The following is a 14,987-nucleotide window of genomic DNA, read 5'->3' as shown; positions in this document are numbered from 1 at the left end:
CAAACGTAATGCTTTTTTATTTTAGGTTTAGAATCTAAAACCTACGCCAAGTTGAAAGACCGAATTCTTAGAATCGGTATTTTTGATTACTTCTTTTAAACTGTAAGTGTATCTAGCAGAAATAAGGAAATTATCTATATTGAAAGAAACACCTCCAGCTAGTGCTGTATCAAAACTATTCACATCGTTGTTTATGCTTGCATTGTTTTCTGATTTAATTTTTTCATTGATTTTAAATCCGAATTGAGGTCCAGCTTCTACAGAAAATACACGACCAATATGAATTTTTGCTAATACAGGCAAATTAATATAATCGATACGATACTCTTGTGTGTAGTTTTCACCTAAAAACGTAGTGTAATTGTTTTCAAAACCTTGTCTTGAATAAATAATTTCGGGTTGTAAGGATAAAACTTTTTTAATTATTGGAACTTCACCAAAAAATCCAATATAATAACTGGTTCTAGGATCTGCACCTTCATTGAAGTCTCCTTTTGTAATTGTAGAATAATTTAAACCACCTTTGATTCCGAAACTTTCTGAATCTCCATTTTGAGCCAAAACTGCATGGGTCATAACCAATGCAAAACAAGCAAAAAGAACTTTTTTCATATAAATTTATTTTAATGTTGCTTTTTTTTATATGTAAAAATCGTGCCAAAGCTTTTTGTATTTGCCTGTTACGAAAAACAAAAGCGCTTTTCTTTAGAAAAGCGCCTTTGTTTTGAATAGTTTTTGAAAAATTATTTTGCGATGTTAACCGCTCTAGTTTCTCTAATAACTGTTATTTTAACTTGACCTGGATATGTCATTTCAGTTTGAATTTTTTGAGAAATTTCAAAAGATAAATTAGATGCTAATTCATCCGATACTTTTTCACTTTCTACAATAACACGAAGTTCTCTACCAGCTTGAATTGCATAAGCGTTTTTAACGCCATTAAATCCAAAAGCAATATCTTCTAAATCTTTTAAACGTTGGATGTATGAATCTAGTACTTGTCTTCTTGCACCAGGACGAGCTCCAGAAATGGCATCACAAACTTGGATAATTGGAGAAATTAAATGTTTCATTTCAATTTCATCGTGGTGCGCACCGATTGCGTTGCATACTTCTTCTTTTTCTCCATATTTCTCAGCCCATTGCATACCTAAAATAGCATGAGGCAATTCGCTTTCTGTATCAGGAACTTTTCCAATATCATGAAGTAAACCAGCTCTTTTTGCTAATTTCACATTTAAACCTAATTCAGCCGCCATAATACCACAAAGATTAGCTACTTCTCTTGAGTGTTGTAGTAAATTTTGACCATAAGAAGAACGGTATTTCATTCTACCTACAATTTTAATTAATTCAGGATGTAAGCCATGAATTCCTAAATCGATAACAGTACGTTTACCAACTTCAATGATTTCTTCTTCAATTTGTTTTTGCGTTTTCGCAACTACTTCTTCAATTCTAGCTGGGTGAATACGTCCGTCAGTTACTAACTTGTGTAAAGCCAAACGTGCAATTTCTCTTCTTACTGGATCGAAACAAGACAAGATAATAGCTTCAGGAGTATCATCTACAATGATTTCTACACCAGTAGCCGATTCTAAAGCTCTAATATTTCTTCCTTCACGTCCAATAATTCTACCTTTTACATCGTCTGATTCAATGTTGAATACAGAAACACAGTTTTCAACAGCTTCTTCAGTTCCCACTCTTTGAATGGTACTAATGATGATTTTTTTAGCTTCTTGTTGCGCTGTTAATTTTGCTTCTTCCATTGTATCTTGAATGAAAGACATCGCATTTGTTTTTGCTTCAGCTTTCAAACTTTCTACTAATTGATTTTTAGCTTCATCAGCAGATAAACCAGAAATCACTTCTAATTGCTCTACTTGACTTTTGTGAAGCTTGTCAATTTCTTGTTGTTTTTTCTCTAAGAAATCAATTTTAGTATCGTAATCAGCTATTTTTTTCTCTAAATCTTCGTTGGCTTTTTTACTTTTTGCTAATTCATTAGAAATTTGAGATTCTTTATCTCTTGTTCTTTTTTCAGCTTCAGCCATTTTCTTATCTCTAGATAAGATTACTTGTTCGTGTTCTGCTTTTAATTCTAAAAACTTTTCTTTAGCTTGTAGAATTTTATCTTTTTTAAGTGATTCCGCTTCCGTTTTAGCGTCTTTTAAAATGGAACCTGCTTCTTTTTTAGCATTTTTGATAAGGTTTGAAACATTGCTCTTTTCAAGAAATTTAGCAATTCCAAAACCTAAAGCAAGACCTGCGATGATTCCAATTATTATACTTAGTATGTCCATAGTTTGTTAAATAAATTATATAAAAAAAGCCTACATTAGGTGTTTGTATAAACTCGTAAAGACAAGTTTTGAGCTAACTCGCATTTCATGCTTCCCACTGAAGGGCTTGCAATAGTTACGAAGATTCACTCATTTTAATTTGTTAGTGTTGAGTTTATCAAATATATACTAATGTAGGCAGTATCTTTGTTTGTATGTAAGAACGTCTTTATTTATAGAGTAAATCACTCACTTTTTTATCTAAATTCCTTAAACGCTGTAATGCTATTTCATACTCTTGTGAGTTGTCAATTTGTTTCTGTTCTGTTTGTGATGCAAACTGAAGCGCACACATGGCTAAAACATCTTGTTTGTCTCTCACGGCATAGTTTTCTTCAAATTCTTTAATCATAGTATCGATTTTTTTTGAAGCTCTTCTTAATCCTTCTTCTTGCGAATCCTCAATAGTTAAAGGATACACGCGGTCTGCAATCGATATTTTAATTTTTAATTTTTCACTCATGCCTCTCTAATTAGAAAGTTGTGCTATGCAATAATCAATTTCTCGTATTAATGAATTTATTTTGAGTTTCGTTTCTCTTTTATTTTCTTCACTGCCTAATAGTGAATTTACCATCTTCAAATTATCAATATTATCTTTCAATTCAGCTATTTCAGCTGCTTGTTGTTTTTGAATATCTTCAGAAACTTTAATTTTTTCAACTAATTCTTTGTTTATTTTTTCAAGGTGTACCAACTTTTGGTTGAGCTTGAAAAATTTAATTTCAAGAGAATCAATTAGTTCAGATAATCCATTCATCAATGATAAAATTCATTTCTATTTCTACAAAATTAGTATTACTATTGGATAATAACAATACTTTTTGTAAAAAATTATATTTTTATTTGTATTTTTTTTAATATTTTGATTATTAACTACTTATAAAAAGCCTTTATTTCCTTCAAATCATAAAAGTTTTTTTATTATTTTAGCCTAAATATACTATACGCACATGAGACTTATTATTATCCTATTTTGTTCGGTTTCCCTATTTGGGCAGACTAATTACCCTGACGGCTTTATTTCTCCATTATCTATTCCAATAGATGTATCTGGTTCTTTTGGAGAATTACGTTCCAATCATTTTCACGCTGGTTTAGATATTAAAACCAATAAAAAAGAAGGTTTACCCGTTTTCGCGGTAGCTGAAGGTTATGTTTCTAGAATTAAAATTTCAACTTTTGGTTATGGAAAAGCAATTTATGTAACACATCCTAATGGTTACGTGTCTGTTTATGGACATTTGCGTGAAGCCAATGGAGCTATTGAAACCTATATTAAAAAGCAACAATATGCTCAAAAATCATTTGAAGTTGAAATGTTTCCAAACGCAAGTGAACTTAAGGTGAAACAAGGTGATGTGATTGCCTTTTCTGGAAATTCTGGAGGAAGTGGTGGACCTCATTTGCATTTTGAATTTCGCGATGTTAAAACGGAAAAAATAGTCAATCCTTTGCATTTTGGTTTTACTAAATTCGTTTCCGATAAAAGAGAACCTTTTTTACAAGGAATAATAGCGTATCCTATGGATAGTGCATCTGTAAATAAATCCCAAAAACCGATTGCAATTTCATATAATAAACAAGCGGATGGCTCGTATTTAGCTTCTAAAGTGTTTACCAATGGAAAAATAGGTTTTGGTATTAATGCTTATGATTATTGTACCAATCCCTATAACAAAAACGGATTGTATAAAGTGAATGCTTATCTAAATGGAGTGTTGTATTATCAATATGATTTTGAAACTTTTTCATTTGATGAATCGCGATACATTAATAATTTAATTGACTATGAACGCTATAAAGCAATGAATCAAAGAGTACAACGTTTGTTTCATTACAGTCCTTATCCCTTGTCGGTAATTAAGTTTAGTAAAAACAATGGTGTGATCAATACACAGCCTAACGCAAGTTATAATTATAAGATTGAATTGTTTGATTATCATGGAAATAAAACAACAATTATTATTCCCATTGAATATCAAAATCAACAAGCCACTATTTTGAAAACAGAAAGTGAGAAACCATATACCTTGCGGTCCAAAGTTGAAAATAATTATACAAAAGACAATGTCTCTATCTATGTTCCAGAAAATGCTTTTTATGATGATTTTAAGTTTGATTTTGAAGTAAAGAATGGCATATTGCGTTTTTCAGAGAAAAATATTCCGATTCAAAAAAATATTACCATCACTTTTAATGATGTAGAAGATATACCTACGAATCTTTTGGATAAAACCTTTATTGCCTCAGTAGAAGGGTATAAATTGTATTACAACAAAACCTATAGAAAAGGAACTACTTTTTCTACACGTGTAAGAGATTTGGATACTTACAAATTAGGCATTGATACGATAGCGCCAAGAATTTATAATGTGAATTTTGTAGAAGGTAAAGATTTGAAAAATCAAAAAACCTTGAGTGTTTCTATTGCAGACAATCTATCTGGAATTGATACCTATAATGCCTATTTAAATGGAGAATGGATATTAATGGAATATGATTATAAGACTAAAAAGCTAATTCATGCGTTAAGTGATAATAAGTATATAAAAGGTAAAAACGATTTTAAAGTTGTAGTAACCGATAATATGCAAAATTCAGCTACCTTTGAGTCGCATTTTTTTATGAACAATTAAAGTTGGAATAATTGAAAAAACGAATTTTTTTAGTCTTCTTTTGCTTTTTAGCACAATTTATTTTGGCACAAACAGCAAGAATTAAAGGTGTTATTTTAGACGAGTTTAATAATCCTATCGAAAAAGTAACCGTAAGTGTTGGAGATAAAGGAACTGAAACCAATAAAAATGGTTTCTATTCTTTAGAAGTTCCAGCAGAAAAAGAAATTACTATCGTTTTTTCTCACGTATCCTTCAAAAGTGCTACCATCATCACAACTTTAAAAAAGAATGAAGATTTCGAATTTTATCCAGTGTTAAATGATAGAGTCAATCAAATAGGACCTGTTACCGTTACTGGAACAAGTAAAAAAAGAGTAGAAGGGGTTACTTCTATTGATCCAGTTGTAATACGAACAATACCTGGAGCGAATGCTGGAATTGAAAATGTACTAAAGACCTTACCTGGAGTGTATTCTAATAATGAGTTGAGTACTTCCTATGCGGTGAGAGGAGGAAATTATGATGAAAATTTAGTGTATGTAAATGAAATAGAAGTATATCGTCCGTTTTTAATTCGTTCTGGACAACAAGAAGGTTTAAGTTTTACGAATACTAATATGGTTGAAAATGTTGATTTTTCAGCAGGAGGATTTCAGGCGAAATATGGTGACAAATTGTCTTCCGTTTTAGATATTACCTATCGTAATCCCAAACAATTTGCAGCAGGTATTGAAGCCAGTTTAATGGGTGGAAGTGCTACCGTAGAAGCGGTTTCTAAAAATCAAAAATGGAGTAATATAACGGGTATTCGTTATCGAGACAATAGTTTATTGGTAAACAGCAAAGAAACAGAAACTAATTTTAGACCTTCTTTTGCCGATGTGCAAACTTTAGTGAACTTTAATGCCTCTACAAAATGGAGTTGGAGCTTTTTAGGTAATATTTCTCAAAATAAATACAATTACGAACCCTTAACACGTCAGACTAATTTTGGAACGGTAAGTGAACCGATTGCTCTTGTGGTTGTTTATGACGGACAAGAAAAAGATAAATACTTGACTTTATTTGGTGCTTTTAAATCGGTTTACCAATACAATGCAAACAATAAACTGAAATTCATTGCTTCAACATATCATACGCAAGAACAAGAATATTATGATATTTTAGCTCAATATCGTTTGGGTGAAGTAGATTCTAATATTGGTTCGGAAACGTTTGGAAATGTAGTGTATTCTAGAGGAATTGGTTCGCAATTAAGTCACGCTAGAAATGATTTAGATGCTTTAATATTTAATGCAGAAACCAAAGGATTTCATGAAATCAATGAAAAAACGCAAATTGAATGGGGAATTAAATACACCAAAGAAGATATTCGTGATCGAATTGTAGAATGGGAAGTAATTGATTCTGCTGGTTTTTCTTTACCAGCACCAATTTTGGATTACCAAAATGATCAGCCTTATAATCCTTATGTTGGACCTTTAGCACCCTATCAAAATAGAAGAGCAACTAATTATACTACCATTAATCGTATTTCTGGATATGCGCAATGGAATTACAAAGGCACATTTGGTGAACATAAATATTGGATGAATCTTGGTGTAAGAGGACATCAATGGCAAGTAAAGAATGCTAATAGTGTGGATGGAGATAGTCAATTTGTGATTTCTCCTAGAGGACAATTTGCGATTAAACCGAATTGGGAAAAGGATATGTTGTTCCGAATTTCTGGAGGAATGTATTACCAACCTCCTTTTTACAGAGAGCTAAGAGATTATGATGGTGTGGTGCAACCCAATGTTAAAGCACAAAAATCGGTGCATTTAGTAGTGAGTAATGATTATAGTTTTAAATTGTGGACCCGACCTTTTAAATTGGTTAGTGAAGCGTATTATAAAAAAATTACGGATGTAAATACCTATACGATTGATAATGTAAGAATTCGTTATCGTGCCAACAATGATGCAGAAGCGTATGCCTATGGTTTTGATGCGCGTTTGAATGGGGAATTTGTGCCAGGTACTGAATCTTGGTTTAGTTTTGGTTATTTAAAAACAGAAGAAAATCAGAATGATAGAGGTTATATTGCAAGACCAACCGATCAAAGGTTAAAATTTGGTTTATTGTTTCAAGATTATATGCCAAATATTCCGAATTTTAAAGTGTATTTGAATTTGGTTTACAACACTGGTTTACCAGGTGGTTCTCCTTCTTATGCAGATCCATATGACTATCAGTTGCGATTAAAAGATTACCGTAGAGCGGATGTTGGATTTTCATATGTTTTTAAAGATCATGAGATTCAATCCAGTAAAAAATGGTTGAAACCTTTTACTGATTTTTCTTTAGGATTAGAAATATTCAATTTGTTTAATAATCAGAATGCCATTACAAATACTTGGGTTAGAGATGTGTATACCAAATCTCAATATGGTGTGCCAAACTATTTAACCACAAGGGTTTTTAATGTAAAGTTAATCGCGCATTTATAAATAAAAGCAGTCAAAAAAATTAGTATATTTGATTATATATTTCAGATTATGAATTACATTATAAAATATCTCCCTTGTTTGATTATTGTTTTTTTAGTGAGTTGTAAACAAGAAAAAACAACTCCTAAAGTTATCTATGAAGAAACGAAAAGACCTACGGAACAGAAAAAAATAGATACTTCTTCTATTAAGATAGCCGATTTACCTATTTTAATGGAAGGAACAAAATTTTTGATTCATCCCGTTGGAGATGTTCGCGTATATGATGATTACAGCAGAGTCTATGGTTCTAGTAAAACCAATCAAGTAAGTTATGCTATTTCTAATTACAACCGTTTTGAATTGACAGGTTATTTTGAAAATTTAAAATTTCAACATATCGATTCTACTTCGGTAAAAGAATTAACTGATAAAACTATTCAAATTCAAACGGTAACCTATTTGAATACTATTGCAGATAAAACTAAAAAGCAAATTTTAGTCTATATTTTAGTAGATTCTGATACGAATATCGATGGTAAGGTGAATCAAAATGATATTAAATCCTTGTATATCAGCAATATAGATGGTTCTGGTTTTACTAAATTATCAGAACCTTTACAAGAACTTATCGATTGGAACATTATCGAAGTACAAAACCGACTGTATTTTAGATGTATTGAAGATATTAATAAAAACGGTGCTTTTGATAAGAACGATAAAGTGCATTACCATTCGGTTAATTTATTAGCAGACGAATGGAAAGTAGAGGAATATAGGCCTATTTAAAAGTATAGTATATTTGATTTTATGGTAGACTTGAGTGAAATTTATGAAAAACGTCATTTTGAACATATTTCAAAAGCTCAAAAATATACCACAAAATTATTAATTGATGATGGTTTTGGATATAAGGTTTATGGGAGTGCAGTTTTTGTTAGAATCAAAGAACATCATTTTCTTCTAACTGCTGCACATGTAATAGATTTACGAGACGATTTAAAAATACCTTTAGGGTCTGATAAATTATTGAGACCTGGAGGATTAATTACTTATTCAAATTTTGAGAAGAGTAGAGAGAATGATCCGATAGATATAGCGTTCATGAAACTCGATGATTATACTGTGAAAGAATTACATAATCACTACAATTTCTTATCAGAAGAAAATATTTTAACTAATCATACAGTACAAGACACATTCTATACTTTTCTTGGATATCCAACTACATTCTCTGAATATTCAGTTTCTAAAAAGAGCTTTCATTCTAACGTTTTTTTTCATTATAATTATCCTGAACCTCTAAAAACGTACAAGCTACTAAATCGTGATGAAAAAAGAAATATAATAATTAAATATGATAGAAAAAGAACTGTAAATACAAGAAAAGTTAAAATAACTATGGGACCAGATTTGTTTGGAATGAGTGGTTGTGGTCTATGGTTTACGAATCCACTTGAAATATTAATTCCAAATTCAGAACCAAAGTTAATAGCTATTATGACAGATTGGCCAATTAAAAATAAAACTGTTGTAATTGGAACAAAGATTGATTTAATAGTTCAATTAATCTGTTTAAAATTTAATATAGAAAATAACGGAATATAAAATCATTTTCTACCTATAAAGTTCTTTTTTGGTAATCAGATGAAAAAATAACGAAAAGTAAATCCTATGAAATTCTAACCTCTGAATTCTAAATTCTAATTTCTAAATTCTAGATTAATATATCACTTTCTAAATCGGATTTTTCAATAGCAATTTCATAACCGAGTTTTTTCACCATTTGAACTACTAGGTTTTTATACCAATTTTCGCTTTTGGGATGGATGTAAATTTTTTCAATCAATTCATTGATTATTACATCTATTTTTAATCCTTCATTAATTGACATTTGCGAATGACTTACATCTGAAATTATTCGTATTTCACGTTCGTATTGAAAACTTTTTCGTTTGAATAAAAAAGGGAAAAATGTATCTTCAAAAGGGATGTATTCTTTCTTGTAATCGATATAATTGACTTCACCAATATATTGCTCAAAATGTTTTTCTACAATTAGAGCTTTTTTTAACCTTCCAATGGTCGATTGTATGGCTAAACCTTCATTGTTTTTAGTGAAAATTTGCCACATTGCAAAAGATTCATATTCATTGGCATGCCAACTACTCACCACTACTTTTTCACGATGTGATTTATAATAATCTAAAAACTTGGGATTGTTGGCTGCAATTTTTTTAATTTCTTCAAAGGTGGGTTCGGAAAAAGTACCTTCGTATTGGTCTTCAAATTTATCCGAACGCGACATGAATAACTTTTGCGATAAAAGCATGTCTAAAAACTTGGATAAATCCAAATATTTCCAAACCACAAGTTGGTCGTTATCAGATAATTTAATGTCAGGACTATTTACATGCATATGGAAGCCGTTTCCTCTCAAATGTAGTAAATTTTTAAAATAGTTGGAGTAGAAATTAATCTACTTTTGTCCAAATTTCCGTACGACCTAATAAGGAAATGCCGATGTAACCTCTAACTTTTAAAGTATTGCCTTCTTTTTTAAGATGACAACTATAGGTTTTACCCGATTGCGGATCGTATATTTTTCCGTTTTCCCAAATTTTATCTTCCGAATTGTATTCAAATCCAGAAATAATTTGCAATCCTAAAATAGGGTTGGTTCTCTTACTTTTATCAGGATTGTTTACATCCAAAGCTTTTTTGCCTTCTCGAAGAGGATTTTTTAACCATACTATTTTACCGTAGTATTTTGCATTCGATTCGTAAATTTCAATCTTAGCATTGTCCTCACCAGCCGTTAACCAAGTTCCTACAATAGCATCAGCGGGATTGCTACCCGTTCGTAAAGAGGAAAAACTTAAACTAACCAACGCTGTTACAATAAAAAAGAAAGCTATTTTTTTCATAGTAGGGTTTATTCAAAAGATTGCATAGAAACCAATTTAGCATACATTCCATCTTTAGCTAAAAGATCCGCATGTGTTCCTTGTTCTACGATTTCTCCTTTTTGCATTACTACAATAGTATCTGCTTTTTGAATAGTAGACAAACGGTGTGCAATAACAACAGAAGTACGATTTTGCATCATGTTTTCCAAAGCAACTTGTACTAACTTTTCACTTTCTGTATCTAAAGCAGAAGTCGCCTCATCTAGAATCATGATTGGAGGATTTTTCAAGACTGCGCGAGCAATAGACAAACGTTGTTTTTGTCCGCCTGATAATTTTCCACCCGCATCACCGATATTGGTCTCAATGCCAAGAGGTAAATCTTTTACAAATTCGTAAGCATTCGCAATTTTTAAAGCTTCAATGATTTCTTCATCTGTTGCATCTGGTTTACCAATCAAAATGTTTTGTTTGATCGTATCGTTAAATAGGATAGAATCTTGCGTAACTAATCCCATCAAACTTCTTAAAGAATGAATGTTCCAGTCTTTAATATTGGTTCCATCAATTTTAATGCTACCTTCGTTCACGTCGTAAAAACGCGTTAATAAATTTGCAATCGTACTTTTTCCAGAACCGGATTGTCCTACTAAAGCAACCGTTTTTCCTTTAGGTACTTTTATAGAGAAATTCTTAAGTACATTTTCATCTCCATATCTAAAGTTGATATTTTCAATAGAAATTTCGTTTTCAAAAGTATTTTTTACTAAAGCATTTTCTTTCGTATCAATGGTGTTTTCTTGTTCTAAAATTTCAAAAACACGATCAGCCGCAGCAATACCATTTTTTACTGCATAAGAAGCTTTAGAAATGGCTTTGGCAGGTGTAAGAATGTTATAGGCTAATCCCATGAAAACCAAAAAGATGGCTCCGTCAAGAGTTTTGTCTTCTAAAACTAGAGTTCCTCCATAAAAGAGAAGAATAGCAATGGTTATAATACCCATTACCTCACTTAAAGGTCCTGCTAAGTTATTTTTTTTACCAATTTTATTGGAAAGATTTAATAAACGATCTATGGAACTAGCAAATTTATTTTTAAAAACAGGCTCTGCATTGTAGCTTTTTACCACTTTTAATCCTGTAAGTGTTTCTTCAACTAAAGAAATCATGTAACCACCTTCGTTTTGCGCGCGTAAGGATTGTGATTTTAAACTTTTACCAACTCTGGAAATAATTAAACCTGATATCGGTATAAAGATGAATACAAAAAGGGTCAGTTTCCAGCTATAAACAAACATCATGGCTATCGAAAAAATGATTGTAAAAGGTTCTTTTACAATAAGTTCTAATAGCATAAAGAAAGAATTTTGTACTTCACCTACATCACCAAGCATTCTTGCCATTACATCTCCTTTTCGTTTTTCAGAGTAGAAAGAAACGGGTAAGCTGATAACTTTTTTATACATCACATTACGTAATTTAGCAGTAACACCATTCCGTAAATGCATCATATGATAAGAAGCTAAATAGCCAGATATGTTTTTGAGTAAAAATGTAAAAATTACTATAGAAACCACTAAAAGTAGCGATTTTTGAGGTGTGCCACTATCACTAAATAGTGTTACTTTATAATAGAGTAAGTTTTCCAAATAACTTTTTAAATGAAAGATATCTTGATAAATAGGTTCGATTGTAACTCTTTTTGTTTTATCAAATAATACATTCATCATGGGCAACAAAGTCACATAAGATAATGTACTAAATAAAGCATATAAAATATTATAGAATACATTCCAACCAATATGATTTTTGAAAGGTTTTAAATAAGGTCTAAGTTTTTGAATTATTTTTTTCATTAGGTAAGCTGCATTTCAGCAATAATATTTGTAATTTTTTGATCTAAAATCAATTCTGTTGCATTATAATCATCTACAGATGGTAATTCGGTATGTACACTAAAATAAAATTTAATTTTAGGTTCCGTACCACTTGGCCTTGCACAAATTTTTGTTCCGTCTTCTAAGTAATAAATTAATACATTCGATTTAGGAATGGTAATTTCATAGGTTGCATTACTCATTACATCCAAAGCTTTTGAACTTTGGTAATCTTCAATACAAACCACGCGTTGACCGTTAATTTCTTTTAAAGGATGCTCGCGCAAGTCAACCATCATTTTTTTAATTTCATTTGCACCTTCAATTCCTTTTTTGGTGATAGAAATAAGGTGTTCTTTGTAAAAGCCATAATCTAAAGAAAGGTTGATTAATTCTTTAAATAAGGAACTACCAGCAGCTTTCGCTTGAGTAGCAATTTCACAGACTAATAGAATAGCGGCAACAGCATCTTTATCGCGTACTGCATCGCCTACCATATAACCAAAACTTTCCTCACCACCGCCAATAAATTGTTGTTTTGGAAAATCTTTAATGAATTTCGCAATCCATTTAAAACCGGTTAAACCTACTTTACATTCTACACCATAAGCAGAAGCTAAATCGAGCATCATGGGTGTCGATACAATAGTCGAGCCAATGAACTCATTTCCTGTTATTTTGTCAGCTCTTTTCCATTGTTCTAACAAAAAGGCAGTCATAATCACCATCGTTTGGTTTCCATTAAGCAATTTAAGATTACCTTCTAAATCACGCACTGCAACGCCTAATCGGTCGCTATCAGGATCGGTTCCCACTACGATATCAGCATCTATTTTATCTGCTAATGCCAAAGCCATGGTTAACGCTTCAGGCTCTTCTGGATTTGGAGATTTTACAGTTGGGAAATTACCATCTGGAACTGCTTGTTCAGGAACAATATTTACATTTTTATAACCTGCCAAATCTAAAACACTTGGAATAGATTTAATTGAAGTGCCGTGTAAAGAAGTATACACAATTTTTAACGCATCTTTTGCGCTTTGTGGTGTATTAAAACTTGCGTTTTCAATTGTTGAATTCCAAAAAGCAACATCAATTTCTTCGTCAATGTATTCAATTAAAGAATCATTTGCTTCAAAAAGAATATCGCTGTATTGCAGGTTTTCAATGATTTCAATAATTTCACTGTCTTGAGGTGGTACTAATTGTCCTCCATCTTGCCAATATACTTTATAACCATTGTATTCTGGTGGATTATGAGAAGCGGTTAAAACAATACCAGCATGACATTTTAAATGACGTACAGCAAATGACAATTCAGGAGTAGGTCTTAAGTCTGAAAATAAATAGACTTGAATGCCATTTGCAGAAAAAACATCAGCCACCACTTTAGCTAAAGTATTACTATTATGACGACAATCATAAGCAATAGCCACTTTAAGAGCTTCGCCAGCAAATACTTTCTTTAAATAATTGCTTAAACCTTGTGTGTTTTTGCCTAAAGTATATTTGTTAATACGGTTAGTTCCAACACCCATAATACCACGCATTCCACCAGTACCAAATTCTAAATTTTTATAAAAAGAATCCTCCAGTTCTTTGGGAGAACTAGTCATCATTTTTTCAATTTCTTCTTTCGTTTTGGAATCAAATGTAGGCGTTAACCATTCATTTGCTTTGTCTAGAATTTGTTTGTCGATATGCATATTGTATGTTTTTTTTGAAGCTATTTCCTGCTATTCGTTATATCTTTTATTTTACTTCGACAAGCTCCGATAAAATAAAAGGATGCCACTACTATCAGGGCTATTACGCTATTATTTTTGAAATTTTATATCGTTCTTCGTTGTTTTTTGTCCTTAAAATGATTTCTCCTAAAAAGCCTGCTAAAAACAATTGAGTACCTATAATCATGGTAGTTAATGCAATATAAAACCAAGGATTGCTAGTTACTAAAATGGTAGATTCGTGATGGTATAACTTCCATAATTTAAGAACACCAATACTTCCAGCCGCTAAGAAACCAATGAAAAACATTACAACGCCTAAAGCACCAAATAAATGCATAGGACGTTTCCCAAATTTAGATAAAAACCAAATAGTAATCAAGTCTAAAAAGCCATTAATAAAACGACTCATACCAAATTTTGAGCTGCCGTATTTTCGGGCTTGATGAATCACTACTTTTTCGCCAATTTTTGAATATCCTGCATTTTTCGCTAAAACGGGAATATAGCGATGCATTTCCCCAGAAACTTCAATGTTTTTAATGACTTCGTTTTTGTAAGCTTTCAAGCCACAATTAAAATCATTCAATTTTACCCCTGAGGTTTTTCGGGCTGCCCAATTGAATAATTTGGAAGGGACATTTTTAAACAGTACCGAATCATATCTTTTTTTCTTCCATCCAGAAATTAAATCAAAACCTTCTTTACAAATCAAATGATACAATTCTGGAATTTCATCCGGGCTATCTTGTAAATCGGCATCCATAGTAATAATAACATCACCTTGAGCTTTAGCAAAACCAGCATGTAAAGCCTGACTTTTGCCATAATTTTTAAGAAAGCGAATCCCTTTTACATTTGGATTTTGCTCAGAAAGCTGTTCTATAGTGTTCCAAGAAGCATCCGTGCTTCCGTCATCTATAAACAGTATTTCATAAGAAAAGTTATGACTTGTCATAACTTTTACAATCCAATTATGTAATTCGGGTAACGATTCTTGCTCGTTTAATAAAGGAATAACTATGGATAAATTCATG

The 14,987-nt window shown here is 31.5% G+C and carries 13 protein-coding genes; 4 read left to right on the top strand and 9 right to left on the bottom strand.

Features of this window, described 5'->3' with window-relative positions:
* Positions 1–27: 27 nt before the first annotated feature.
* The 4 genes from FHG05_RS08190 to FHG05_RS08175 form a co-directional block, all read right to left on the bottom strand.
* Positions 28–612, bottom strand: a complete 585-nt coding sequence (locus FHG05_RS08190) for a porin family protein (protein WP_140997535.1) — start codon at positions 610–612, stop codon at positions 28–30.
* Between the two features lie 131 nt (positions 613–743).
* Complete coding sequence (rny, locus tag FHG05_RS08185) at positions 744–2,306, bottom strand: ribonuclease Y (RefSeq protein ID WP_140997534.1); 1,563 nt, start codon at positions 2,304–2,306, stop codon at positions 744–746.
* 208 nt (positions 2,307–2,514) lie between these two features.
* A complete protein-coding gene (locus FHG05_RS08180) occupies positions 2,515–2,808 on the bottom strand; it encodes a cell division protein ZapA (RefSeq protein ID WP_140997533.1) in 294 nt (97 codons plus the stop codon).
* 6 nt (positions 2,809–2,814) lie between these two features.
* Entirely contained in the window at positions 2,815–3,105 is a 291-nt protein-coding gene (locus FHG05_RS08175) for a hypothetical protein (protein ID WP_140997532.1), read from the bottom strand.
* Between the two features lie 193 nt (positions 3,106–3,298).
* On the opposite strand from FHG05_RS08175, the gene FHG05_RS08170 reads away from it, so the two are divergent.
* From FHG05_RS08170 to FHG05_RS08155, 4 genes are read left to right on the top strand one after another with little or no spacing between them, the layout of a single operon-like run.
* On the top strand, positions 3,299–4,984 hold the full coding sequence (locus FHG05_RS08170) for a M23 family metallopeptidase (RefSeq protein ID WP_140997531.1): 1,686 nt from the start codon (positions 3,299–3,301) through the stop codon (positions 4,982–4,984).
* Between the two features lie 11 nt (positions 4,985–4,995).
* Positions 4,996–7,458: a TonB-dependent receptor gene (locus FHG05_RS08165; protein WP_235889678.1), complete on the top strand. Its 2,463-nt coding sequence runs from the start codon at positions 4,996–4,998 to the stop codon at positions 7,456–7,458.
* 48 nt (positions 7,459–7,506) lie between these two features.
* Positions 7,507–8,226 (top strand): hypothetical protein, encoded by a 720-nt coding sequence (locus tag FHG05_RS08160; protein ID WP_140997530.1) that lies wholly within the window; start codon positions 7,507–7,509, stop codon positions 8,224–8,226.
* A 21-nt stretch (positions 8,227–8,247) separates the two neighbouring features.
* Positions 8,248–9,045 carry a hypothetical protein gene (locus tag FHG05_RS08155; RefSeq protein WP_140997529.1) on the top strand — a complete coding sequence of 266 codons (798 nt, stop codon included), beginning with the start codon at positions 8,248–8,250 and terminating at the stop codon, positions 9,043–9,045.
* 109 nt (positions 9,046–9,154) lie between these two features.
* Here FHG05_RS08155 and FHG05_RS08150 read toward each other — a convergent pair whose 3' ends face one another.
* The 5 genes from FHG05_RS08150 to FHG05_RS08130 all read right to left on the bottom strand — a co-directional run bounded on the left by FHG05_RS08150 (position 9,155) and on the right by FHG05_RS08130 (position 14,986).
* A complete protein-coding gene (locus FHG05_RS08150; protein WP_140997528.1) occupies positions 9,155–9,856 on the bottom strand; it encodes a hypothetical protein in 702 nt (233 codons plus the stop codon).
* A gap of 55 nt (positions 9,857–9,911) precedes the next feature.
* The gene (locus FHG05_RS08145) at positions 9,912–10,364 is read right to left on the bottom strand and encodes a DUF2147 domain-containing protein (RefSeq protein WP_140997527.1); all 453 of its coding nucleotides are present in this window, start codon (positions 10,362–10,364) and stop codon (positions 9,912–9,914) included.
* A gap of 8 nt (positions 10,365–10,372) precedes the next feature.
* Positions 10,373–12,202, bottom strand: a complete 1,830-nt coding sequence (locus tag FHG05_RS08140; RefSeq protein ID WP_140997526.1) for an ABC transporter ATP-binding protein — start codon at positions 12,200–12,202, stop codon at positions 10,373–10,375.
* Complete coding sequence (locus FHG05_RS08135) at positions 12,202–13,929, bottom strand: phospho-sugar mutase (RefSeq protein WP_140997525.1); 1,728 nt, start codon at positions 13,927–13,929, stop codon at positions 12,202–12,204. The genes FHG05_RS08140 and FHG05_RS08135 overlap by 1 nt, the downstream gene beginning before the upstream one ends.
* Positions 13,930–14,032: 103 nt before the next feature.
* The gene (locus FHG05_RS08130) at positions 14,033–14,986 is read right to left on the bottom strand and encodes a glycosyltransferase family 2 protein (RefSeq protein WP_140997524.1); all 954 of its coding nucleotides are present in this window, start codon (positions 14,984–14,986) and stop codon (positions 14,033–14,035) included.
* Position 14,987 lies beyond the last annotated feature (1 nt).

Source organism: Flavobacterium profundi (genome assembly GCF_006491645.1).
GTDB classification, from domain to species: Bacteria; Bacteroidota; Bacteroidia; order Flavobacteriales; family Flavobacteriaceae; genus Flavobacterium; species Flavobacterium profundi.
Note: the sequence above shows the minus strand (reverse complement) of the source record. Positions and strands in the feature narration are given on the sequence as shown.